At 66.6% G+C, this 22,955-nt stretch carries 18 protein-coding genes; all 18 read right to left on the minus strand.

The genetic code is table 11. The annotated features are described in order from the left end of the window. Positions 1 to 3: 3 nt before the first annotated feature. Positions 4 to 1,272 (minus strand): TIGR02270 family protein, encoded by a 1,269-nt coding sequence (locus tag HB681_RS27795; protein ID WP_213958111.1) that lies wholly within the window; start codon positions 1,270 to 1,272, stop codon positions 4 to 6. A 54-nt stretch (positions 1,273 to 1,326) separates the two neighbouring features. Then, entirely contained in the window at positions 1,327 to 2,232 is a 906-nt protein-coding gene (locus HB681_RS27800) for a hypothetical protein (RefSeq protein ID WP_213958112.1), read from the minus strand. Positions 2,233 to 2,270: 38 nt separating this feature from the next. Further along, entirely contained in the window at positions 2,271 to 3,437 is a 1,167-nt protein-coding gene (locus tag HB681_RS27805) for a PAAR-like domain-containing protein (RefSeq protein ID WP_213958113.1), read from the minus strand. Further along, positions 3,434 to 4,468 (minus strand): hypothetical protein, encoded by a 1,035-nt coding sequence (locus HB681_RS27810; protein ID WP_213958114.1) that lies wholly within the window; start codon positions 4,466 to 4,468, stop codon positions 3,434 to 3,436. Before HB681_RS27810 ends, HB681_RS27805 begins: the two co-directional genes overlap by 4 nt. Continuing rightward, a complete protein-coding gene (locus tag HB681_RS27815) occupies positions 4,465 to 5,592 on the minus strand; it encodes a DUF2169 domain-containing protein (RefSeq protein ID WP_213958115.1) in 1,128 nt (375 codons plus the stop codon). The genes HB681_RS27810 and HB681_RS27815 overlap by 4 nt, the downstream gene beginning before the upstream one ends. Positions 5,593 to 5,617: 25 nt before the next feature. Then, a complete protein-coding gene (locus HB681_RS27820; RefSeq protein ID WP_256735129.1) occupies positions 5,618 to 6,169 on the minus strand; it encodes a DUF6484 domain-containing protein in 552 nt (183 codons plus the stop codon). A gap of 21 nt (positions 6,170 to 6,190) precedes the next feature. Then, a complete protein-coding gene (tssI, locus tag HB681_RS27825; protein WP_256735130.1) occupies positions 6,191 to 8,599 on the minus strand; it encodes a type VI secretion system tip protein TssI/VgrG in 2,409 nt (802 codons plus the stop codon). A 72-nt stretch (positions 8,600 to 8,671) separates the two neighbouring features. Then, on the minus strand, positions 8,672 to 10,072 hold the full coding sequence (locus HB681_RS27830) for a tetratricopeptide repeat protein (protein ID WP_213958116.1): 1,401 nt from the start codon (positions 10,070 to 10,072) through the stop codon (positions 8,672 to 8,674). Then, complete coding sequence (locus tag HB681_RS27835) at positions 10,069 to 11,001, minus strand: hypothetical protein (RefSeq protein WP_213958117.1); 933 nt, start codon at positions 10,999 to 11,001, stop codon at positions 10,069 to 10,071. Before HB681_RS27835 ends, HB681_RS27830 begins: the two co-directional genes overlap by 4 nt. A 26-nt stretch (positions 11,002 to 11,027) precedes the next feature. After that, the gene (locus HB681_RS27840) at positions 11,028 to 11,978 is read right to left on the minus strand and encodes a hypothetical protein (protein ID WP_213958118.1); all 951 of its coding nucleotides are present in this window, start codon (positions 11,976 to 11,978) and stop codon (positions 11,028 to 11,030) included. 44 nt (positions 11,979 to 12,022) lie between these two features. Then, entirely contained in the window at positions 12,023 to 14,809 is a 2,787-nt protein-coding gene (gene tssH / locus HB681_RS27845) for a type VI secretion system ATPase TssH (RefSeq protein ID WP_213958119.1), read from the minus strand. 40 nt (positions 14,810 to 14,849) lie between these two features. Continuing rightward, entirely contained in the window at positions 14,850 to 15,941 is a 1,092-nt protein-coding gene (gene tssG / locus HB681_RS27850) for a type VI secretion system baseplate subunit TssG (protein WP_345944765.1), read from the minus strand. Further along, a complete protein-coding gene (tssF, locus tag HB681_RS27855) occupies positions 15,917 to 17,818 on the minus strand; it encodes a type VI secretion system baseplate subunit TssF (protein WP_213958121.1) in 1,902 nt (633 codons plus the stop codon). Before tssF ends, tssG begins: the two co-directional genes overlap by 25 nt. Before the next feature lie 17 nt (positions 17,819 to 17,835). Further along, entirely contained in the window at positions 17,836 to 18,357 is a 522-nt protein-coding gene (gene tssE, locus HB681_RS27860) for a type VI secretion system baseplate subunit TssE (RefSeq protein WP_213958122.1), read from the minus strand. Next, complete coding sequence (locus HB681_RS27865) at positions 18,341 to 19,195, minus strand: type VI secretion system accessory protein TagJ (protein WP_213958123.1); 855 nt, start codon at positions 19,193 to 19,195, stop codon at positions 18,341 to 18,343. The genes tssE and HB681_RS27865 overlap by 17 nt, the downstream gene beginning before the upstream one ends. A 20-nt stretch (positions 19,196 to 19,215) precedes the next feature. Next, positions 19,216 to 19,773, minus strand: a complete 558-nt coding sequence (locus tag HB681_RS27870; protein WP_213958124.1) for a type VI secretion system tube protein Hcp — start codon at positions 19,771 to 19,773, stop codon at positions 19,216 to 19,218. A 34-nt stretch (positions 19,774 to 19,807) separates the two neighbouring features. Next, positions 19,808 to 21,802, minus strand: coding sequence for a caspase family protein (locus tag HB681_RS27875; RefSeq protein WP_213958125.1), 1,995 nt, complete (start codon positions 21,800 to 21,802; stop codon positions 19,808 to 19,810). Continuing rightward, on the minus strand, positions 21,802 to 22,950 hold the full coding sequence (locus tag HB681_RS27880; RefSeq protein WP_345944766.1) for a hypothetical protein: 1,149 nt from the start codon (positions 22,948 to 22,950) through the stop codon (positions 21,802 to 21,804). The genes HB681_RS27875 and HB681_RS27880 overlap by 1 nt, the downstream gene beginning before the upstream one ends. Between the last annotated feature and the right edge of the window lie 5 nt (positions 22,951 to 22,955).

The following is a 22,955-nucleotide window of genomic DNA, read 5'->3' on the forward strand; positions in this document are numbered from 1 at the left end:
AGGTCAGGCACCCATGGCGTTCAACCAGCGCTCCTGGCGCCACGCGGGGGCTGCGGTGTTGAAAAGCGGGGTGCCGGGTTGAAGGAGGCAGAGATATTGCGCGGCCGCAATGCGCTGGCGCTGGAAGCCGGTTTTCAGGATCGAGAGGCAATGCGCGGGCGATGGCGGCCGGCCCATGAAGTAGCGCGTACCGGCTGCGAAGCGATGCGCGTTGGCTTGCCACCATGCGCCGATTTTTTCCGGATCGGGCGACGGCAGGCCGAAGTCTTCGTCCATGGCGACATCGTCGTTGGCGGGGTCGTCATCTGGGCCTGCGCCGGCGTCTTCCACCGTCTTGCGCTCCAGGTCGGACAGCGCAAGATCGAGTCCCGTGACGAGGCTGAACGACTCGCCCGCCAGGCGCGAGAGTTTCGCGTCGCTCATCTGATTGATCAACCAAGGCACATAGTGATGGTCGCCGCTCACACCCATGCTGCGGACGAGCAGGCGAATGTTCTCCGGGTCTTGCGACAGCACCTTGAGAAGGGCATGCGACTCGGGCAACGCGCCGAACTTGAGTGCGAGGTTCAGTGCGCGTCCGCGCAAGGGCCCGGGTTCCTCAGCGAAGCGGCGAAGACGGGCCAAAGCCGCACCTCGATCGCCCAGCAAGACTGCCGCACGCGCTGCCTCGAAAGCGCAACGGGGATCCTCGTCATTCAGCGCGGTCGTGCAAGCCGGCAGGCCATCGACCAAGCCCCGATCGGCGATCAAGCGCAGCGCTCGGACGCGCAGGTCGGCATCGGCGTCATTCAGCGCATCCATGGCGATGCGCCCCGGATCGACCTGGTGCATCGAACAGGCGGCGAGCCCCACCTGTCGGCGGAATGCATGCGGCGATTCGAGCAACGCCTTGGTGATGCCGCGCAGACTGGAGGCGGAAACCCAACCGAAGGCGGAGAGCAGGCCGCCGTGATGACCTCCCTCCGCGGCTTCGACAAGTGCAAGCAATCGCTCTACACCGACTGCATCCCGGTCTTCGATAGCACGAACCGCGGCGGTAAAGATCTCTCCAAGGCCCGGACTCGCGAGCGCGGCGGTAGCCAACGTCGATCCGTATTGGCCACCGACTGCGACCCCATCAAGGTGTGCCGCCAGACGATCGTCCAGTCGGCGCAGTTGGAGCAGCTTGACGTGCGGGGCTGATACTAGGAAAGACCGGGTGTTGCGAAGCGTCGCTGCCTGTTCGACATGCTGCTGCACGACAACGGGAACTGGCGGGCGAATGGCAAGCATGTCAAGCCAGCGGATCGGGCCTGTTGACGGGTGTGCGCATCGGCATGCTTGCCATCAGACTATCTGGTTCCAGACGCCATCGCGAAGCACGAAGACATCCTTTGGGCCCAGCGAGTAAAGCCCCGTGGGCGTTCGGACCAAGTGCAAGCATGTCGCTGGCCGCCGATCATCCACGAATGCGTCATCAGGCACGAGTTGGTTATTTCGCAGCGTGAGGATCTCGAAGTCGGTCACGCAGTAGATCCGACCTCCGGATTCAGCGACATCCTGCAAGGTGTCCCGCCGATTCGTTTCGATCAGGCTCCATTGATCTTCTCGGCCCACCATGAAGACGCCCTTGTCACCCGCTATATAGACAATGCCGTTCGATGCGCAGCACACTGCATTGAGATTTGTGGACGTTGGCGAGTCGATGACACGCCAGTCCCACCCAGTCCTTCGCCAGACTTCGCCGCGCCATCCGACGGCGTAGAGGTCCTCCCCCCCGAAGCCATCCATATCCTCGAAACCAACAATCATCTTCGGCGCCCCGCTTTCAATGACCGGGCCGATATGGGTCCACTGGCCCGGTCCCTCACGCTCAAGCACCTTGCGCCCCATGCCGACTGCAAATGTGCGTCGCTCGATCGTCCGCAGCGCTCTCAACGATGCGCCCGGCTTGGGAATCTTGCCCTTCAGGGGTATCGCAGTTCCCGCGTCCAATTCCCAGTAGTCGCCTGCGGGAGATATCGCGATTACAACTGTGGAACCGTCATCAACGCGCGTCGTTGCCATCGCAATCGCAGTCCACGGATACGCGCCCTTGTACCTGTCCCATTGCTTCTCCGCGGCAGGCTGATAGGTGATGAAAGTCGAATTCGAACGATCCTCTTGCGCAAGGCGGTCCCCCTCCTTCGCGCAATACAGTGTGCTCAGATCCTGGGCGGCGCCAGAAAGAAACGTCGAACCTTCGTGATTCATGTCGCGGCCTTAAATTGCGGGTGGTGGGCTGGCATGGTCTAGCCAAAGAGGTCGTCCAACTCACCTTCCATGTCCTCATCGCCGCCCTGGGCGCTTGACGAATGCTTATGCGTAACCTTGGTCTTTTTCGGATCGACAGGGCTCTTGAACGAATTGTTGAGTTGATGCTCGATACAGTCCTTGTCGCACTCTGTTGTGGCCTCGATGGACATCGCGCAGATGGCGTTGTATTCGCCGAGGTTGCATTTATCCAAATGCTTCAAGTCGTGCAGTTCCGCCGCGTAGTCGAGTGCGGCGTGTGCCTTGCCATGCGTGCCGACATGTTGGCTGGGGCCCTCCAGACATGCGCATAGCGCTGTGTTGTGGTCGTATCCCTTCATGTAGTTCCCGCTCGCGTTCTTGAAATTCGCTTTCGGCGGAATGTGGTGCGGTGTCTGGCCGGGACAGCATCCCCCTTTTCCATCCTTCTCCGCGTTGTAGGGGCGCAAGAAGCAACGCATCGCTTCCACGCAGGGAGAGCTCGAGGCTTCGGCAACTGCGACCGCCGTCATTTTGTCCGTCGGCTTGCCGGGCGTAGCCTTGATCAGTGCATCATGCTTGGCCACGCTCGCATCCCGCTTGGCCGGGTTCTTCTTCACCTCCTTGCGCAGCTCGCCCACCGTTTTGTTCAACGCGCCGGGACATGCGTCCTTTTCATCAACGTCCTTGCAAGCCTCCTTGGCATTCTTCACAGCCGGACCACAGGCGTGATCGCTGTCCTTTGCGAATGCGGCCTTGTCAATGTAGGGCCAGGTGGGTGAATTACCTGGCAATGATGCATGGTTATGAGTTGTGATGTCTCCCATCCGGACCACGTTCTCCCCCTCGACCTGCACGTCCATGGACCAGGCGTTGAAGTAAACCTTGCCCATATTCTTGCTGGTCACCACACCCTTTTTCGGCGCACTGCCAGCCTCGTCGCCCATGCTCTTCGAGAAGTAGCTCTTGTTCTTGAGCATCACCTCCTTGCCTGAGATCTGTACCGACGTCGAGCCCGACGTGGTGTCCGACGCCATGCCGGTGTTCGGGTACGGGATGGGCACGCCCGGCGGTGTCGCTGGCGTCAGCGGCGGGGTGAAGCAGACATCCGGAAAAGCGCAGATCGACTTACCATCGGCGGCCTTGCATGACACCTCCATGTTGTTGGCATAGACCTCGTTGCTCATACGTTCCCTCGAAGCTGCAACGCAACCGCTGCGCGCTGGCCGCCGTCATTGGCCCAATGCGCCAGCACGTTCGGCCCCAAGGTGTACCCCTTGCTGCACGCGGCTTGCGCTGTCGCGACGACGGCCACGCCGGAGGCGGCGCCTGCCTCCCCGGTGCATTCGGCGGGGTGCCAGATGTCGAATTCTTCCTTGCGCTGTCGCATCGTCCGGGACAGGGCCAGGGCCGCCTCCTTGAAGTAGTAGTGCTCGCCGGAGAGGTCGGCAATACGAAAGTCCATGTCGTGCACCTGGCAGCCGGCCTCCTTCAGGGAGGCCTTGATTGCCTGGGCCAGCCCGTCCGCGCGCAGGGGCTCGCCGCTGTCGATGTGAGCGGCTTCGCGGCCGAAGCCGATACCCGTGCAGACCAACTCTCCGGCGCGCAGGTGAGGTCGCCCGACCAGCAAGGCGCCCGCCGCCTCGCCGGGCATGAAGCCGTTGGAGTTGCGCGGGGACAGCAGCCGATCTTCCTTTTGATAGTGGCTCAAGGTAGGCCACGACAGCAGACTATCCGTTGCGGCCACGAGCACACGAGTGACCTGGACTTCGGCCATCAGCGCCCGCGCCAGCGCCAGCGCGACCGCCACGCCCACGCGCCCGTGCGCGACGACGGCCGACTGCGCCGAGAACACGACGCCCAGCTCCGTCTGGATCTGCAGGAAGAGCCGATCATCCAGGCCCGCCGCGCGGCCGGGCCGCTCCTGCTCGGCAACGCAGAGCAGCAGGGGCAGCTTGCCCCATTCGTCCCTCGGCACATCCTGCAGCGCCTCTTCGATCGACATCGCCGCCATCTTCGCGAGCTTGGTCAACCCGCGCCACGGTTGCTCCAACTGGACCTGATGCGCCATGATCCATTCGCCCCCGATGTCGATGAAGCGGGTTTCGGTCGGATTGGTGACCTTCGCGCGAAACGCTGCGCAACTGGCGTCCGCCGTCAATCCGACAGAGGTAACGAGTCCTGTGCTCCGTATCGCGATGTGGTGAGCGGTGTTCATGCTTCCACCGCCTTCGGCTCAGGCTTGTCCATCGGCACCATGACCACCGGGATCGGAAAGTTCACCCGGTCACGCTGCTGCCACCACTCCTTGCCCTTTTTCCCCACCAGGATCTGCGCGATCTCGAACATGTTCTTCTTCAAAGGCCTTGCAATACGCCACGTGAGGCTGAAGCGCTGCTCGTCGGGTTCGATCACGACGGTGTCCAGCATGGCCGTGTAGTCTTCTCGCTCGCCGTGCTTCGGGAACACCGTCACGGGCGCCACCAGGTGCGGGATGGTGAATCGCGTCAGGCCCTCCGGCGTCAGGTTGGCCAGCAGCACATCGACCGGCCCGTTCTTGAAATGTTCGAGCGGCACCTGCTGGTCCTCAGGCGCGGCCTGGTAATAGCGTTCGTCGAAGTCGGGCGGCAGGAAGGGAAAGTGCTTCTCCAGCCATTCGTCGTCGTACGTGCCTGCAAAGGCTGAACGCGGCTGCCAGCCGCGGCCTACGGGGCCGAAGGCCATCGGCTTGTAGTTGCCGCCCGGGTCGCGCACGCCCTGGCCGATCTCTTCGGTCGCTGGCAAAGGTCGCCCCTCGACCCAATCGACCTTGATGTGCTTGTGGAAGCCCCGGCCGGCCGGGTTGGCCATGAAGGCAGCATGCTCGCACGGGTCCTCATGCAGCAGGTCGGTGCCACCGAACGCCACGTCGTACGAGATGGGTTGCTTCAGGAAGACGCCCGGTGGCGATGCGGTCGCGTTCGCCACACCGCACTCCCAATGCCGTGGGCCGACCACCGCGAGCGCCTTGCTCCAGTTGCCCACGCGCAGGCCGGCTTCCACCCGCGTCGTGGGGCGGCCGTTCGGCGCATAGGCGCTGCCCAGCAACAGGATGTCGCAGCGCGGCTTGCGCGGCGCGAAGTCCACTTCGTAGACCGGCGCCGACAGGCCGGGCTCGCCGGTGAAGGTGTCGGCCATGACCAGCGGGAGTTGCGCTTCATGCAGCGCGAAGTGGCCGGCCGGTTCGTCGGCCAACGGAAAGCGGAAGGTCCCCTTGATGACCACCACCAGCAACTCGCGCCCGCTCGGCTCCAGGCCCATGTTGTAGGCGGCGACCATGCGAGTGGCATTGATGAGTTCCATGTTGCTGCTTCGCTCCGATGCCCGCTCAGTTCAGTTGCACCGATCCACCCTTGACCCGGTTGACCCCCGTGGAGTGGCTGGCCACGTAGCTCCCCTGGATCAGCACCTTGCCCGCCTTGGTCAGCGTCACGCTGGCCTTGCCGCAGCGCAGCACCAGTTGCTCCTTGGCGCTGACGATCATGCGTTCGCCGTTCACATCCACCTCGACCTGCGCGGGCGCTTCGGCGAGCGGCCAGCCTTCGGATTGGCGCAGCACGCCCATCACGATGGGCCGGCTGGCATCGCCGCCTTCGAACATCAGCGCCACCTGCTGGCCGATGTGCGCACCATGCAGGTCCACCACCGTCCGTGCGCGCACGGCGGCGCTGCCGGGCTGGCCGGCGAAGAGGACCAGCGGCGTGCCGCCCTCGTCGGCGATGGCGATCAGCTCGCCGGTGACGACCGATGGCAGGCTTTCGCTGGCGCGCTGCAAAGCGGATCGCCCGGCCAGCAGTTGCTGCAGTTCCGGCTCCGGCGGCGCCAGCAGCGCCTCGGTGTCCTTGGCCAGCATCGCGTCGATCGACTGTCGTTTGCTCATGGTGTTCCTCGTCGCTTGGCTTCAGTTCTGGAGAATCTTCGAGCCCTTCACTATCACGTCGCTGCTGGCCTTGATGTTGATCTTTCCGGACCCGTCGATCGTGATGTCCTTGCCCTTGATGGTGATGGTGCCGTCCTTCTTCATCGTGATGCTGGCGCTCCCCGTGGTGATGGAGATGGAGTCGCCAGCCGTGATGGTGAGGTTCTTGCCGACCGACAGCGCATCGTCCTTGCCGACGCTGGTGGTGCGGCCGTCGGCGACGCTGCGCGACTCGTCCTTGCCCACCGTGGTCGACATGGCGCCGCCGACGCTGGTGCTCTGGTCCGCTCCCACGTTGACGGTCTGCGCGGCGCCGATGGTCACGGCCTGCGCGGCGCCGATGGTGATCTCCTGCGCGGCGCCCACAGTGATGGTCTCGTTGGCGCCCACGGTGTGCGTGCGCTGCACCGCGACCGTCGCCGTCTCGCTCGCCCCCACGGTGATGCTGCGGTTCGCGCCGATCGTGATCGTCTCGTTCGCGCCCACCTTCTCCGTGCGGTTCACGCCGATCGTGATGTCCTCGTTGAGGTCCACCTGCTCCTTGCGGTTCTGGTGGATCGTGATGGTCTCGTTCTTGTCCACCGTCTCCGTCCGCATGCCGTGCACGGTGATGGTCTCGTTGTTGTCCACCGTCTCGGTGCGGTCGTGCTTGATGTGCGAGGCCTCGTCGTGGTCGATGGTCTTGGTGCGGTCGTGGCCGACCCAGTGCGTCTCGTCGTTCTCGACCTCGATGTCCTGGTTCTTCTCGGCATGCAGGTAGACCTGCTCGCTGCCCTTCTTGTCATCGAAGCGGAACTCGTTGCAGTTGGCCGCGCTGCCCTTGGGGGTGGAGCGGGTTCTGAAGCCGCTCTGAGTGTGGGAATCGAAGGGCTTGGGCTGGTCGTCGTTGTAGACGCGGCCGATGATGATGGGGCGATCCGGGTCGCCGTTCAGGAAGTCGACGATCACCTCCTGCCCGATGCGCGGGATGAAGTAGCCACCCCAGCCCTTGCCGGCCCAGGGCTGCGACACGCGCACCCAGCAGGTGGATTTCTCGTTGCTCTCGTCGTAGCGGTCCCAGTGGAAGTGCACTTTCACGCGGCCGAAGTCGTCGGCATGGATCTCGTCGCCGGTGGGGCCGACCACGATGGCACTTTGCGGGCCGGGCATCACCACGCGCGGCGTGAGGCGCGGGGGACGAAACGGCGTGTCGGCCGGCAGCGCGGTGAGCAGGAAGGCGCTGTTGCCGCGCATCGGCGCGATCAGGTCGGGGTGGCCTCGAATCAGGTCGTGCAGCGCTGCTTCCCACCTGGCATTGATGGGGTCGTCGTCCAGCAGTTCGAACACCACGTGGCCCAGGCGTTGCACGTTGCCGTCGTTCTCGCGCATGCCTTCGTAGCCCGGATGCGTGACGACGAAGGTGCAGGCGGCGCACAGGTAGTCGGTGTCCGGGTCGCCCATCGGGTGGCCGTGGAAGGTGAAGTTCATGCCGGCGGCGATGTCGGGCCAGCGCGTGAAGGCCCAGTTCACGCGGCGGCGCGCGGCCAGCTCTTCCATGCGCACCTTGCCTGCATCGTCGGTGTCGTCGTTGCGGAAGAAGCCGCCGGGAAATTCGAAGGCCTCGAGGTCGGCCAGCTCGTGCGTGTCGGGGTCGCCCTTGGTGGCCTTGAGCTGCTTCTTGACGGCCTTGAAGTCGCTGTCGCGCGCGTCGTACTTGCCGGTGTCGAGCCGGCGTGAATCGACCCAGTGGCTGACCTCGTTGAAGCGCACCTCGCTGGCGCCGAAGGGGATGTAGTTGAGCGTGTCGATCACCGGCAGCTTCTTGTGCGCGACGTCGCTGGCGTCGGCCAGGTACATGGTGCCGGGCGCATCGTGCGCATCGAACCAGTAGTAGATGCCTTCGTCCTCCAGCAGGCGCGACAGGTAGTCGTAGTCGCTCTCCTGGTGCTGCACGCTGTAGCGCAGCGGATTGTGCGTGCCGATGACCTTGTCCGACTTGACCTTCTTGAAGCGCTTGATGGGGCTGTCCTCGAAGGTTGCGTCGAGGATGTCCAGCACCGCCTTGTCCTGGATGATGCGCGAATTGAGGCGCTTGGTCAGCAGCCAGAACCAGGAGCGCAGCGTGAAGCGGTATTCGAAGTAGCGGCCCACGCTGCCCTTGCGCATGAAGCGCACCGCATGGCCCTGGCAATGCCGCTCGTGCTTGCCGCCGTCCTTGTCGAGGAACTCGATCACCACGTCGAAGGCATGGCCCAGGATGTCCTTGGCGTCGATCTTCTCGTTGGTCGACAGCACGGTGAGTTCGTAGTGCGAGGGCCGCGACAGCGACTCCTGGCCGACGATGGTCCAGAACATCAGGTCGGCGTTGGCCGGCGAATCGCTCTTGATGAGGAACTGGAGGTCAGTCGCCATGGCGTTGCTTTCCATGCTGGAGTGCCATCAGGACGAATGAGCCGGCGCGGTTTCGCATGATGTGTGTGCTGCTCAGTTGGGGGCGGCTGCGGGCGCCTTGCGCGCCGAGACCACGAAGCCCTCGACGGGCTGGTCCGCCTCGATGCGCAGGTGCGCCGGCTCCACACCGCCGACGACGAGTCCGGCTGCGATCAGCACCTCGTGCAGGTAGCCGGCACGATGGCTGTAGCGGCCGTGCGGGTTGAGGCGGAAGTCCTGTGCTTCCGCTGCGGGGATCGATTCGACCGTGAAGACCAGCCAGCCGTCCGGCCGCAGCGCACGCGCGGCAGCACGCGTCACGGCGCCCAGGTCACCGAAGTAGCAGAGCGTGTCGGCGGACGCGATGAGGTCCAGGGACCCGGCGGCCTCGCCCTCGATGAAGGCGGTGAGTTCGGCCTTGTGAAGCGCGTCGTAGACCTGTCGCGGCTCGGCCCGTGCCAGCATGCGGGCCGAGAGGTCGACGCCGACCAGGCGCCGCGCATAGGGCGCGAGCAGCGGACCGCACAGGCCGGTGCCGCAACCGGCATCGAGCACGTCCAGCGCGCCCCGGGGCTCGCCGAGCAAGGGCGACAGGGCCTGCGCGATGAGTTGCGGCGCGCGGTAACTGAGCTTGGCCAGCTTGGCATCGAAGCTGTCGGCGAAGCCGTCGAACACGAGTTCCACATACGAGTCGGTGGCGCGCTCCGGCACGGCCTGGCCGGAGCAGCCTGCCAGGTGATGAACGGCCTCCGGGTTGCCGGGCTCGTCCTTGAGCCAGTCGCGGTACACCTGCGCCGCATCGTCGAATCTGCCGAGCATATAGTAGGCCATTCCAAGCGCCTGCCGCGTCCTGCCGTAGAGCGGCTTCATCTCCAGCGCCTTGCTCAGCGCTTGCAGCGCCTCCTGGCTGCGCAGCAGGTTCTGCAGCAGGACGCCCAGGTTGGTGTGCGCGTCGATGTACTTCGGGTCGAGTTCGATGGCGCGCCGGTAGGCGGCCTCGGAGTCTTCCACTCGGCCCTGCGCGCGCCGCAGCACGCCGAGGTTGTTGTGGATGTCGGCACGGTCCGGGCCGAGCCGCACGGCCTCCTCGTAGGCTGCCGCTGCCTCGTCGAGGTGGCCGGTCTCGAGCAGTACGTTGCCGAGGTTGTTGTGCCAGTCGGGTACGCCTGCGTTCAACGCGAGCGAGCGGCGGATCAAGGCCAGCGCCTGTTCGCTGCGGCCGCGCTGGTGCAGCAGGACGCCCATGAAGTGCAAGGCATCCGCATTGTCGGGCGCCACCGCGAGGATGCGGCCGTAGACCTTCTCCGCATCGTCGAGCCCGTTGGCGCGGTGCATGGCGACGGCCAGCTTCAGGGCATCGTCCAGGCTCACCTGCTTCGCGGGCTGGTAGCCCAGCGGGAGCCGCGGGGCCTCCCGGACCGGGTTGCGACCGATGTGCTTCTGCCGGGTCTTCATGGCTTGCTGCACGCCGCCCAATCGTTGCCGTAGTCGGCGACGGCGCCCATCTTGACCGAGCCGCAATAGAGCGACACGGCCGCCCACGCGTAGCTGTCGGCGTTGTTCAGCGTCTGCGACAGGTTCAGGCCTGCATAGGTGCCCTCGTGCGCGTAGGCTTCGTCGTCGGTATTGAAGTACTTGTGGGTGGCCTCGTGGATGATGATCCGGGCATAGCTGATCGGCGTGTAGTTCTTGAGCCTGTCCAGCGAGACATGGATCTCGCCGTGGCGGTAGCCGCCGATCGTGTTGTCGTGCCACTTGTAGCTGGTCGCGCGCCAGGTGGTGTCGTCGATCGTTGCCTTCTGCGCGCTGACGGAGGCCTCCGTGCTTTGGTCGGCATTGGCCGGGTTGAAGACCCTTCCGGCCTTGATGTCGCGCCGGCTGGAGTCGATGTCGACCAGGTAGATGCCGGTGTTGAGATGGAAGCTCAGGCTCAGCATCTTCTGCCGGATCTTCTCCAGCACCCAGCGCCGGTCCTTCTCGACGATGGCCTTCAGCCCGATGCCCTTGTTGACCACGTTGCTCTTGAGGTTCAGGTCTGTGGCCTCGCCCGCACGCAGGTGGAAATGCGTGGCCAGCACCTGCTGCATCAGGGTGGACTCCTTGCTTCGCAGCATCAGGATGCCGGCGAATTCGTCGTTCACCTTGCGCATGATGGTGGCCGCCTTGGCTGCCCCCGCCGTGGCCGCGTTCTTCATCGCATCGGTCGGGTAGTTGGTGGCCGTCGGGTACTTCTTGTAGCCGAGCACCAGTTTCGAGGACATCACTTCCATATGGTCGGTGAAGCCGCGCCGCGAGTCTGCCGGGACGTGCGCGCCGACGAGATTGCGCACGCCGACTTCGGCGTTGCGCAGCAGGGTGGTGGGCTTGGTGAATCCAGCAGTCATTGCGAATTCCTTTCTTTCAAGTCTGGTCAAGCCAGCAAGGCGGGATCGACGAACACGGCGGCCCCAGTTGGACCGGCCCGCACGTTGCCTGTCCACTTGCCTGTCTTCACGCTGGGCCCTCCGCGCAGCGGGGACGGAAATTCCGGGCAATGGACGCAATAGGCCGTGTGCAGGCGCCAGTCGCCCGGGCCAAAGCGTCGCAGGACCACGTTGACGTGCTTCATCCACACGGCCGTCACCGACAGGTACGCGAGCAGGTCGGACATGGTCGGAAAACGCAGCTTGTAGTCCTGGCGGTAGCTGCTGCGCGTGTAGGGCGCGGCATGGTCCGACTCTTCCATGATCTCGAGGATGCGCTTCTTGTCACCCCATGTATCGGTGCTGCCGGGCGGGCCCACGCGCCGCTGGCCGATGAAGTCCTCGATCGCTTGCACCGCATCGGCCTGAACCAGCGGCACCGCGTTCTTGGCGCGGTTGAAACTGACGCCGGTCAGCTTGTGCGGGCCTGCAACGACCATGTCGATGTAGTCGTAAGGGGTCCACGTCAGCCCGCTCTTCGAACTGGTCTCGGCTTGCGTATAGGCCAGCAGCGGCGCAGCCTTGGCACGCGCCAGGCTGATGGCTGCGTGCTCGACCTCGGGCGACAGGAACGCACCCACCGAATCGGCCGGCGCATAGGTGATCTTGCCCTGCTCCTTTTTCGACAACGCCTCCTTGGTGCGAAACTTCTGCACCGCATCGCGCACGCCGTCTTCGTCGTCGGGCTGGTCGGGCGTGCGCCCCGTGACCAGTCGCATCAACTGGCTCTCCCAGCCTGTCTGGTAGCCATGCCGGGTGATCGAATGGGTGGGATTGCCCTTCGCTGTCTCCAGCTTCACCTGCGCCTTGTGGTGCGGCAGGGCCGCAGCCTTGTCGCGAAACAGATTGCTGATCGCGAGACGCTCGGATGTGGACAAGCGGTCGAGTACGTCACCCATGATCGATCACCTCGTATTTCATTTGAGGACCCTTGTCGCGAATTTCAGCCGAAGGCATAGCTGAAATTGCCGTCGGCCACGCCCACGTGCACGCGCTCGATGGCCTTGCCTTCCATCATCCGGTTCAGGAACTCGCGGCTGATATCGGGCAGCATGGTGTTGGTGAGGATGGCGTCGATCATCCGGCCGCCCGATTCGCTTTCGGTGCAGCGGCTCACCACCAGCTTCACCACGTCGTCGCCGTATTCGAAGGGGATCTGGTAGCGCGCTTCCACGCGCTTCTTGATGCGCTTGAGTTGCAGCTCGACGATCTTGCCGAGCATCTCGTCGCTGAGCGGGTAATACGGGATGGTCACCAGCCGTCCCAGCAGCGCAGGCGGGAAGATCTTCAGCAGCGGATCGCGCAGCGCCTTCGCCATGCCCTCGGGATCGGGCATCAGCTCAGGGTCCTTGCACATGCTGGCGATCAGGTCGGTGCCGGCGTTGGTGGTGAGGATGATGAGCGTGTTCTTGAAGTCGATGCTGCGGCCTTCGCCATCTTCCATGAAGCCCTTGTCGAAGACCTGGAAGAAGAGCTCGTGCACGTCGGAGTGCGCCTTCTCCACTTCGTCGAGCAGCACCACGCTGTAGGGGCGGCGCCGCACCGCCTCGGTCAGCACGCCGCCTTCGCCGTAGCCGACGTAGCCGGGCGGCGCGCCCTTGAGCGAGCTGACGGTGTGCGCCTCCTGGTACTCGCTCATGTTGATGACGATCATGTTCTGCTCGCCGCCGTAGAGCGACTCGGCCAGCGCGATGGCGGTCTCGGTCTTGCCGACGCCGGAGGTGCCCGCGAGCATGAACACGCCGATGGGCTTGCTGGGGTTGTCGAGGCCGGCACGCGAGGTCTGGATGCGCTTGGAGATCATCTCCATCGCATGATCCTGGCCGATCACGCGCTGGGCCAGCAACTGGGGCAGCTTGAGCACGGTCTCGAGTTCGTTGCGCTGCATGCGGCCGACGGGGATGCCGGTCCAGTCGGCGACCACGGATGACACTGCCTGCGCGTCGACAGAGGGCAGGATCAGCGGCGTCTCGCCCTGCACTGCCGCGATCTTTCCCTGCAGCTCGTGCAGTTCCTTCAACAGCGCCTCGCGGTCTTCACTCCCTCTCCCGCTCGCGGGAGAGGGTTGGGGTGAGGGTGCGGCGGTGGATGGCGTGCTGGCAGTCGATGCGCCGCCGCCCTCACCCCCGCCCTCTCCCGCCTGCGGGAGAGGGAGTGAAGAGGAAGAATCCACCGGCTTGTTCCCGGCGCGCAGCTTGCCGCGCAGGTCGAGCAGCTTGTCGACCAGGCCCTTCTCTTCCTTCCAGCGCGCGTTGAGTTTTTCCAGTTCGCCCTTGGCCTCGGTCAACAGGCCTTGCGCCGTCGCCGAACGCTTGGTCACGTCGATGCCGATGGCGGCTTCGCGTTCGATGATCTCGCTCTCCACCGTCAGCGCCTCGATGCGCCGCGTGCAGTCTTCCACCTCGGGCGGCATCGCATGCTGCGACACCGCCACGCGCGCACACGCCGTATCCAGCAGGCTGACCGCCTTGTCCGGCAATTGGCGCGCAGGGATGTAGCGATGCGACAGCTTCACTGCCGCCTCGATGGCTTCATCGAGCAACTGCACGCGATGGTGCTTCTCCAGCACACTGGCCACGCCGCGCAGCATCAGGATGGCCTTGATCTCATCGGGCTCCGGCACCTGCACCACCTGGAAGCGCCGCGTCAGCGCCGGGTCCTTCTCGATGTACTTCTTGTACTCGGCCCAGGTCGTCGCGCCGATGGTGCGCAGGTTGCCGCGCGCCAGTGCCGGCTTCAGCAGGTTGGCCGCGTCGCCCGTGCCCGCCGCGCCGCCCGCGCCGACCAGCGTGTGGATCTCGTCGATGAACAGGATGATCGGCGTCGGCGATGCCTGCACCTCGTCGATCACCTGGCGCAGGCGTTGCTCGAACTCGCCCTTCATGCTCGCACCGGCCTGCAGCAGGCCGATGTCCAGCGTCAGCAGCTTCACGTCCTTCAACTGCGGCGGCACGTCGCCGCGGGCCAGCCGCTGCGCGAAGCCTTCCACCACCGCCGTCTTGCCGACGCCCGCCTCACCCGTCAGGAGCGGGTTGTTCTGGCGGCGTCGCATCAGGATGTCGACGATCTGGCGGATTTCCTCGTCCCGCCCGGTCACCGGATCCATCTCTCCCTTCTTCGCTTTCTCCGTGAGGTCGACAGCAAACTTCTTCAGCGCATCGCCCTTGCCCATCGCGGCAGGGGCCATCGCGCCGGAATCCTCACCGGGGGCGCCGCTGCCCATGCCGGTGCCATCCTGCGCGCGCATCTTCGATTCGGGCGAGGGGTCGCAGATCTTGACGAAGTTGTCGGCCAGATCCTCGACCTTGATCTTCTCGAACTGCTTCGACAAGCCGAACAAGGGGTTGCGCAGGCTCTGCGTCTTGAGCATGCCGACCAGCAGGTAGCCGGTGCGCACCTGCGCCTCGCCGAATTGCAGCGTGGCATAGGTCCAGGCGCGCTCGATGGCGTTCTCGATGTGCGGGGAGAAGTCGCTGATGGCGGTGGCGCCGCGCGGCAAACGGTCGAGTGCGGCTGTCATGTCCTTGGAGATGGCCGAGATGTCCAGCGCGTAATGCTGGATCACGCGGTGCAGGTCGGAGTCCTGGGCTTGCAACAGTTGCGCGAACCAATGCTCCAGCTCGACGTACGGATTCCCGCGCATCTTGCAGAACACCGTCGCGCCCTCGATGGCCTTGTAGCAAAGCGTGTTGAGCTTGCCGAACAAGGCGGTGCGGCTGATTTCACTCATGGTGTGCTCCGTATCGAGTCATGACGAATGGCGCCATGGGTTATTGAAGAACGACCGCGCGGGCCGTCTGTGCATCGCCGTCGATTCGCACGTCCGCCGCATCGCGCTCGCGCGGCAAGCGGCCGAGCCAGGAGACCCAGCCCAGCCGCGGTGCATTGCCCTTGTGCCGCCCGAGTCGCGTGGCGGGCACCTCTTCCTTGCGCAGGATCAACTGCGCGTCCCAGTAAAGCTCGTTGCCCAGCAACTGTTGCATCCAGCGCAGCAACTCGGGCCGCGCCGCCCCACCTGGCAGGAAGCCGAGATAGCGGTTCAGCGACAGTGGCCCCACATGCAGGCGCACGCGGTGCTGCCGGTCCCACGCGCGCTGGCCGAGCATCGCGCCCATGCCCATCGTGCGCGAGGCGCCGCCGCGGCCGAGCCGCGTCAGTTCCTCCGTGGGCAGGCGCATCCAGTGGCCCACCCACGGCTCCAGCCGGATCGGCACGCCGAAGTAGCTGCACAACACGCGCTCCACGCCCTCGGCGCTGTGCACCTTGCGCGTGAGCCAGCCCGAGAAATGCAGGCGCGCGTCGTCATTGATCTCGTCGCGTTGCTGGCGCGTGGCGGTGCCGATGCCGACCAACGCGCCCACGCGCTGGCGAAACTTGTCCTCGCCCGGCCGGTCCAGCCAGACCGCCGGGCGGGACTCCGCCCAAGCCCGATAGAAGTACAGCGAGAAGCGATGCAGGAAGGTGTCGAGGAAGGCCAGCCAGGTCGGGTCGGCATGGTTGTTGGTGCGTTCGCGGATGAAGTCGCTCAGGTGCACCGGCAACGGCCCGTTGGGACCGAGGTAGCCGAAGAACTGCTGGCGCACGCGCGGGGGGTAATGCGCCGTGGCGGGCTCGAAGCGGCTCAGGCTGGCGGGCGCGAAGGACAGCGAGGGCTCCTGCCCGACGCGCACCGCTTCGGCGCTGGGCAGCAACGCATGGCCCCAGCGCGGCTTGGGCGCGGCCAGCGCCTCCAGTCGCCGCATCACCGCGAAAAAGTCGTAGGCCCACGGTTGGCCCGACATCGCATGCAGCCGCTCGCCGACCGTTTCGCGATGCGCCGACGCCGCCGGCAGCGCTGCTAGAGGATCTGGCGTGTCCCGCACATCGGCCTCCATCGCATGGTCTCGCCGCGCCCCTGCACGCTCAGCACCGTCTCGACGAAATGGTTGACCTCCACATGCCGCGCGAGGAAGTGCGACAGCACCGCGCCGAACAGGAAGGCGCTGTGGCCGTGAAAGGCCGTGCGGTCCACTTCGAGCGTGACCTCCAGCCCGCGTCCGAAGGCGATAGGCCCCGCCAGCGGCAGGCGTCGCGCCACCGGTTTGGAGCGCACGGACAACAGCCCGCGCACCTGGCCCTGCCGCACGTCGTCGGCATGCACCGCGTAGAGCATCAGCATCTCGCGCAGGGCTGCTGCGCCTTGCTGCGGCGTGCTGTCGGACAGCGACAGGTAGTTGAGCGCGAGGTGGTCGACCACGCGCCAGCCCAGTCCCTGGCTCACCACCGGCGACACCGGCCGCGACGGCCCGCGCACGATGCGCACGCGCTGCACCGGGAACGAGTCGATGCAGTCGAAGTCGTTGTCGCGGCCAAGCGGCATCAGGAGCGGCAGGTCGCGGTTGGTCACCAGCGCCGTCACCGCCAGTTGCCGCATCGTGCCGGCGAACGGCGCCTGCTGCGGGTCGACGATCTGCATGTAGACCTCGGAGCCGATGTGGCTGCTGCGATGGCCCTCGGTGCGTTGGCGCACCGACTGCATGCGCGGCTCGCGCGTCGTCGTGTAGTAGGCCGGATGCGCCTGGCGCGCGCCATGGAAGGCGGCGTAGAAGGGCTTGAAGGGCTGCTCCGGCGCCTCGTCCGCGCCGGGCGTGCCGTGGCCGACCACATCGGTCACGGTGTGCACCTCGAAGTCCTGCGGCCGCGTGCGATCGGGCAGCAGGTGGAACTGGCTCACGCCCTCGTTCACCGCCACGCGGTCGAGCCGCTTGCTGAACAGGTTGACCACGGGCACGCAGTTCAGTTGCACGTTGTCCGCGCTCACCAGGCGCTCCAGCGCCGCATCGCCGCGCGTGAACAGCACCACGATCTCCACGTCGGGCACCGTGATCGTCGCCAGCGCCTCGCGCAGGCCGGTGAAGCGCACGAACTGGAAGCGCTGTGGAAACGCGAAGTACTCCTGCACCAGCCGATGGCCGGAGAAGCCGGTGGCGGTGACCGGCAGCAGCGCCTCGTCGTCACCGAAGCCGACCGGCTCCACCACGCTGCCCGGCAGCCTGCGGATGGCGCTGGCCGCCGCGCCGGTGGGCAGGCCGTTGGCACCCAGTGGCTGCACCAGCACGCCCGCCGGCTTGCCGAGCAGGCACTCGTGCAGTTGCCAGGCCACGTCATCGGCGCCGCCCAGGTGAATCAGCAGTTCGTCGAGCGGAATCTGGTTGAAGTTGAGGCTGGCCGTCGCATGCAGCGCGATGCGCAGGCCGCCGCGGATGTCGCGCGCTTGCGGATGCTGGGCCAGCGGCAGGTCGGGCGCATAGGTGAAGTACTGGGCGCGCTTCACCTCGATGGGCCACACGCGCAACGCGCGTGCGGTGCGGAATTCGCAATGCGTGTTCTGCCCTGCCGCCTGCCGTGCGCGCAGGCCGCTGCCGCGAGGCAAGGTGGGGCCGACGGCCAGGGCCGCGTCGTCCGGGTCGACCGCCATCTGCACCACCGCCATCGAGGGCGTCGGCGCCATGAACTGCGGATACACGATGTCGAGCAGATGCCCGGTGAAGCGGGGGTACTCGGCATCGAGCTTGAGGCCCACGCGGGCGGAAAGAAAGGCAGTGGCCTCGATGAGCCGCTCGACGTAGGGGTCGGCCACTTCCTGCCCGTCGAAGCCGAGCCGGCGCGCGATCTTGGGAAAGGCCTGTGCGAACTCGGCGGAGCTTTCGCGGAAGTACCGAAGCTCCTGCTCGTACAAGCTCAACAGCCGCGGGTCCATTGCTTACCGCCTGAACGTCATGGTGCCGAGATGTCCTCGATCTCGAAGCGCCCTTCTTCCAGGTCGATCCGGCTTCGCATCAGGAACTCCAGCGGCACGGGCTGCGCCCAGAGCATGCCCCTGATCTTGAGGCCGATGCGGTTGTGGGATTCAAGGACCGAGCCTTCCATGACGAGTTCCACTTCGAGTGTGCGGGGCAGGATGCGCGGCTCGAATTGCAGGATCGCGTTCTTCAAAGCCTGTTCCATGCTGACACGCTGCACAGAGGACGTGAACTGGCCGGACAGCATAGGCAATCCGTAATTCAGCACCGAGCGTGCCGCGTTGGGATAGCGCTTGTCGTCGTATGCGAGGCCGAGCGCGGTGGCATTGAACAGCCACGACAGGTCGCGCAGCACCGCCTGGCGCAATGCCTGCCGCGTGAGGGTGCGCTTGTCGTCGCTCTCGCGCTTCTCGGTCGGTGCGTCGTCGATGAGGCGGTCGAGCAGCGAGGGCTGCAGGCGTTCCTGGGCGATCTGCTGCTCAGTCGCCACCGCCATCCCCCGGGGCTTGCGCCGCTTCGGTGCCGGACGCGATCGTCGCGGACGCCTCGCCGAAGACGATCTCGCGCACGTCCATCAACGCATGGTCGCCCGCATCGCTGCTCAGCATGCGCTGCCCGAGCCCGGCCCACACTTCGGGCTGCAGTTCGCTCCACTCGGTCTTGCGCGCGAGCAGCAGTTCGCCATCGGTGCTTTTCTCGGTGCCCTGGTAGCGCGTGGGTATCAGCGCGAGCGATTCGCCGCCGTTCTCGAACAGCAGGTTGGCCGGCAGCCACACGCAATCGCGCAGGTCCACCGGCTCTTCGATACGCACCGCGGCGAGCCGTGCGAAAGGCACCCAGTAGTACTTGCCGTTGACGAAGGCTTCGAGCACCGGGCCGATGCGCATGTCCGCATCGGCCAGCCATTCGAAGGGCGCGCCGTCGATGGTTCCGCCGACCGCGGGCGCGGCATCGAAGGCTCGCTCGCGCAACTGCCCGGCAAGCTCCATCTCGCCGGCGCCTCGCCGCAACAGCGACTCGATCAGCAGCGCCAGCCACTCGTCCGGCTGGCCGAACACCATCGGCGTCTTCGTGCCGGCAAAGACGTTCGCGCGCAGGCCTTCGCATCGGATGGCGTCGCCGTAGACCTGCTTCATCGGTATTGCAAGGGCGTCGAGTTCGGCGGCCACGGTGAGCTGGTTCAACGCACGCTCCCACTTGCCGAGCACGCACAGCAACTGGGCCATGAACACACGCAGCTTGCTGTCGGCCGGCTTGGCCTTGATCTCGTCGGTGAGGGCCTTGAGCGCACCGGCCGGGTCGTTGGCCAGGAGGAGTTCCGCGGAGCGAGTCATGTCTTTCCTTTCGATGGAATTCAGGAGTTGGTGAGCACGCAGGTGCGGACTGCGCCGCGCAGGCCGGTCTTGGTCTGCGATGCGGAGCGGATCTCCAGCTTGCGGTAGTTGAAGTAGATGATTTCTCTGGGCAGCCGGGGGCTGCCGCCGGTGACGAAGGCCTGGGTGTCGATGCGCGCCTCGCTGAGCACGAACTCCAGCATCGGCTGCAGTTCCACCGAGCCGTCGCCGCTGGCCTTGAACACCGAGATGGTCGCGGTGATGTCGGTGGCCTGGTTCTTCAGCAGGCTGGCGATGGAGGCCGTGGCCGCATCGCAGTCGCGCGCCACGATGAACATGCTGGCGCGCACCTGGCCCTTGCTCGAACCCGGCGGCGTGACGACGTGGGCATACGAGTAATAGCCGCCGATGGGCAGTCGATTCTTGCCGTCCTCGAACTTGCGCAGGCCGTCGCCCTCGATCACGGCGCCCTTGCTTTCGAGCAGCATGTGGTAGTCGATGGTGGTGTCGCCGGCCATGGTGTCGAGCAGCCGCAGCGCCTCGTCGGGGTCGAGTTTTCCGTCCATGTTGAAGCTCATCGCGTTCTCCTCGTGTCGTGTGTCGTGTGTCGTGTTACCTGGACGCCGGGGCTTCGCCTGGCCATCGAACCATCGCGGCATACACCTGCCGCTCCTTGAGTGATTGCGGCAGGCCGCGCACGCGCACTTCGGGCAGCGCGGCTTCTGCCTCCTGGCCGCGCAGGCCGAACATGCGCGGCACGCTCCATGGCGCGGCGGGGCTGGCCAGCACCAGCAGGCGCGCGCCGCCGTCGAGCGGCGGCAGCTCGAAGCGCTTGGCGGCCGGGGCCTGCGGGGTGCCGCGTTCGAAGCGGTTGGTCTCGCTGCTTTCCTCGGGGAAGACGGCTTGCGTGGCGCCGCGACCATCGAGCGCCACGATCACCAGGTCGAGCGACTGGCCGCTGGTGTTGCGCACGGCCAGCGACGCGCGCTCGGCGCCGGCCGGGGGCGGCAGCTTGGCCTCGGCCTCGCGTGCAGGGGCGCTGCGTACGAGGCGTTCGCCATCGCGGATCTCGACCAGCGCATCGAAGCCATCGAGTTGTCCGTCGCCGGCCAGCGCGTTCAGTTGCAGCAGCCACTTGAGCTGCGCCAGGCCTTGCAGGCGTTGCCGCAGCGCAGCCGCATCGGGCAGCGTGGCATCGGGCATGGTGGCGGTCGTGCCGAGCGCGGGCGACAGCAACTCCAGGCGATGGCCTCCTGCGCCGAGGTCGGTCCAGCGCACGTCGGCATCGCCATCGCGCACGGTGCGCAACGCGGTCGGCCATTGCAGGCTCATGCCGGCCGGCAGGGGCTTGTCGGCACGCACGCGCAAGGCGACGGACTCGGGCGCGTCCACCGGCGTGACGGCCCAGAAGGTTGCGCCGGCCAATCCGGCCAGCACGGGCGGCACGTCGAGGCGGGCACTGCCCAAGGCGATCTCCGAGAGTTCCGATGGCGCGACGCGCACGGTGCCGTCCGCCAGCGTGGCCAGCACGCGCACCGGCTGGCGGGGGTCCAGCCCGTCGAGCCGCCCGACCGCCAGCGTCAGCTTGTCGCCCACGCGCTGCGCGTTCCACACCGGCCGCGTCGACAAGGGCTGCAGGCTGTTGGCGAACAGGGGCAGGTCGAGGTTGCCCTCGGCCACGGGGGACGGCAGTTCGCGCTCCGGAAAGCGCGCCTCCAGTTCCTCGATGACGGGCGGATAAAGGGCCAGCACGCCGTTGTAGAGCTCGCGCCAGGTCGCGGGCTTGCGCTGCAAGGCCTCCGCCACGGCCCAGGTCAGCAGGCCTTGCGGACGGCCGTTGCGGTCCTTGCGCGGCAGCCGGAGTTCCGGCGTGACCTGGTGGCTTTCCGAGGCGAAGAAAGCGACGTAGCGGGCGCGGGCGACGTGGTTCACGGGCGGAGCGCCGGACGGGGCTACAGCACTTGCCGCATCGCCACGGACCAGCCGGTCGACCTGGATGCCACGGAAGCGCACCTGGTCGTCGGCCGGTTGCGCTGCGTCCGCCACCGTCTTCGCGCTGCGCGTGAGCGAGGCCGCCGAGCAGGTGTCGAACACCGACCACACGAACACGTTGCGCGCGAGGAAGGCGCCGATCCAGGCGTCGAACTCCACGTCCCGCACGCCCCCGGGCAAGGCCCTGTCGACGCCGACCTGGCCGCGCACGTCGCGCGCGAGGAAGTTCTCGGCCAGGCCGTCGGGCTCCTGGTAGGCCTTGGTCGCATCGCGCAGGCGCGTGCCGTGACCGGAGAAGTAGAGCAGCACGAAATCGCCGCTCCTCGAGCGCTCCAGCAGGCGGCCCAGCGCCTCGTGGATGCGCTGCGCATCGGGCAGGCCCGCGCCCTCGACGCCGTCGGCCAGCACGGTGATGTCGGGCGCGGCAAAGCCCTGCTTCAGCAGCACCTCGCGCATCAGCGCCACGTCATTGCGCGGCGCCTGCAGCCACAAGGCCTGCGGCTGGTTGACCAGTTCCGACACGCCCACCAGCAAGGCCCGTTGCGCACTCCACACCGGCAGGGCCGCGGCGACCAGCAACGCGCCCAGGAGCCAGCGTGACAGGCGCGACGTCATCAGCGCACCTCCTGCCCTTCGGCCACGCGCACGGACTGCACCAGCGGAGAGCCCTGCAGGGCGGCGAGCGCGCCGAGCGGGTCCGCGGCATGCAACTGCCATGCGCCCGTCACGTCCGGCCCGCCCACCACTTCGACGGCGGCGGCGCGCATCGCACGCCCGGCCTCGTCCAGCGTGACGCCGGCCTTCCACAGCACGACCAGGTTGGCCGCGGCAGGCTCGGCGGGCGCCGTCGCCACCGAGCGGAAGCGCACCTCCTCGTCTGCCACCGGCGGGTTGAACAGGCCCATGTTCTGCACCACGAAGGCCAGCGCGAGCAAGGCAAAGGCCGGGCGCACCCAGCGGTCGGCGCCGAACCATTGGCGCAACCGCGCCCATCCGGTCTCGTCGGCCTGCGGCGTCGAGGGCGACGCCGATCGGGCGGGCGTAGCCAGGGCCTGCGCCGGGTTGTCCTGCCCGGTCGCGCCCAGCTTCCCGGCCGCATCGCGGTAAAGCGCCTGGTAGTCGGCGCGCGGATCGTCGTCGCCGAGCGGCGTGCCCGAGAGCACAGAGAACACGCCTGCCACGGTGCGCAAGGCGATGCGGCCGGGCGCGGCGTCGATGGCCGGCGCCTGCTGTGTGGCCCATTCGTCATGCACTGCGCGGATCGCGGCCAGCCGCGTGGCCGACAACTCGCCTTGCACGCGGGCGCAGAGTTGCGGCGCCGAAGTGAGCATGACCGGGTTCCAGGCCTGCACCATGCCGAACAGCGGCTCGAAGGGCTCGTCCCCGGGCTCCAGCAGCACGTCGAAGGCAGACGCCCAGTCGGCCTCGCCGGCCGCCATCCAGCCCTGCCAGCGATCGCCGCCGACGCACTTGTCGAGCAGCACGCCGAGCAGCCGCCCTTCGTGCACGATGCTGAGCAGGCGTCCCGGCGCCCAGCGCGCCGGGAAGGCGCGTTGGGCCACGGCTTCGCGGCGGCGCGCCAGTTCGGTGAGGGGCAGCAGCAGGTCTTCGGCGAGACGTGGCGGCGGCGCGGGTGGCGTGGCCGCCTTGGCACCGTTCGGCGGCGCGATGGCCTGCGCATCGGCGGTGCCGGCCTGCGGCAGATCGCGCTCGAAGGCGCCGCGAATGAGGCTGAGCGGGGGCCAGAGTTCGGTATGCGTCACGGGGA

The organism is Variovorax sp. dw_954 (genome assembly GCF_018449755.1).
Classification (GTDB): Bacteria; Pseudomonadota; Gammaproteobacteria; order Burkholderiales; family Burkholderiaceae_C; genus Variovorax.

Excerpts from the sequence above, each read along its gene's own strand:
- HB681_RS27795 (WP_213958111.1), bottom strand. The coding sequence starts at position 1,272 with ATGCTTGCCATTCGCCCGCCAGTTCCCGTTGTCGTGCAGCAGCATGTC.
- HB681_RS27800 (WP_213958112.1), bottom strand. The coding sequence starts at position 2,232 with ATGAATCACGAAGGTTCGACGTTTCTTTCTGGCGCCGCCCAGGATCTG.
- HB681_RS27805 (WP_213958113.1), bottom strand. The coding sequence starts at position 3,437 with ATGAGCAACGAGGTCTATGCCAACAACATGGAGGTGTCATGCAAGGCC.
- HB681_RS27810 (WP_213958114.1), bottom strand. The coding sequence starts at position 4,468 with ATGAACACCGCTCACCACATCGCGATACGGAGCACAGGACTCGTTACC.
- HB681_RS27815 (WP_213958115.1), bottom strand. The coding sequence starts at position 5,592 with ATGGAACTCATCAATGCCACTCGCATGGTCGCCGCCTACAACATGGGC.
- HB681_RS27820 (WP_256735129.1), bottom strand. The coding sequence starts at position 6,169 with ATGAGCAAACGACAGTCGATCGACGCGATGCTGGCCAAGGACACCGAG.
- tssI (WP_256735130.1), bottom strand. The coding sequence starts at position 8,599 with ATGGCGACTGACCTCCAGTTCCTCATCAAGAGCGATTCGCCGGCCAAC.
- HB681_RS27830 (WP_213958116.1), bottom strand. The coding sequence starts at position 10,072 with ATGAAGACCCGGCAGAAGCACATCGGTCGCAACCCGGTCCGGGAGGCC.
- HB681_RS27835 (WP_213958117.1), bottom strand. The coding sequence starts at position 11,001 with ATGACTGCTGGATTCACCAAGCCCACCACCCTGCTGCGCAACGCCGAA.
- HB681_RS27840 (WP_213958118.1), bottom strand. The coding sequence starts at position 11,978 with ATGGGTGACGTACTCGACCGCTTGTCCACATCCGAGCGTCTCGCGATC.
- tssH (WP_213958119.1), bottom strand. The coding sequence starts at position 14,809 with ATGAGTGAAATCAGCCGCACCGCCTTGTTCGGCAAGCTCAACACGCTT.
- tssF (WP_213958121.1), bottom strand. The coding sequence starts at position 17,818 with ATGGACCCGCGGCTGTTGAGCTTGTACGAGCAGGAGCTTCGGTACTTC.
- tssE (WP_213958122.1), bottom strand. The coding sequence starts at position 18,357 with ATGGCGGTGGCGACTGAGCAGCAGATCGCCCAGGAACGCCTGCAGCCC.
- HB681_RS27865 (WP_213958123.1), bottom strand. The coding sequence starts at position 19,195 with ATGACTCGCTCCGCGGAACTCCTCCTGGCCAACGACCCGGCCGGTGCG.
- HB681_RS27870 (WP_213958124.1), bottom strand. The coding sequence starts at position 19,773 with ATGAGCTTCAACATGGACGGAAAACTCGACCCCGACGAGGCGCTGCGG.
- HB681_RS27875 (WP_213958125.1), bottom strand. The coding sequence starts at position 21,802 with ATGACGTCGCGCCTGTCACGCTGGCTCCTGGGCGCGTTGCTGGTCGCC.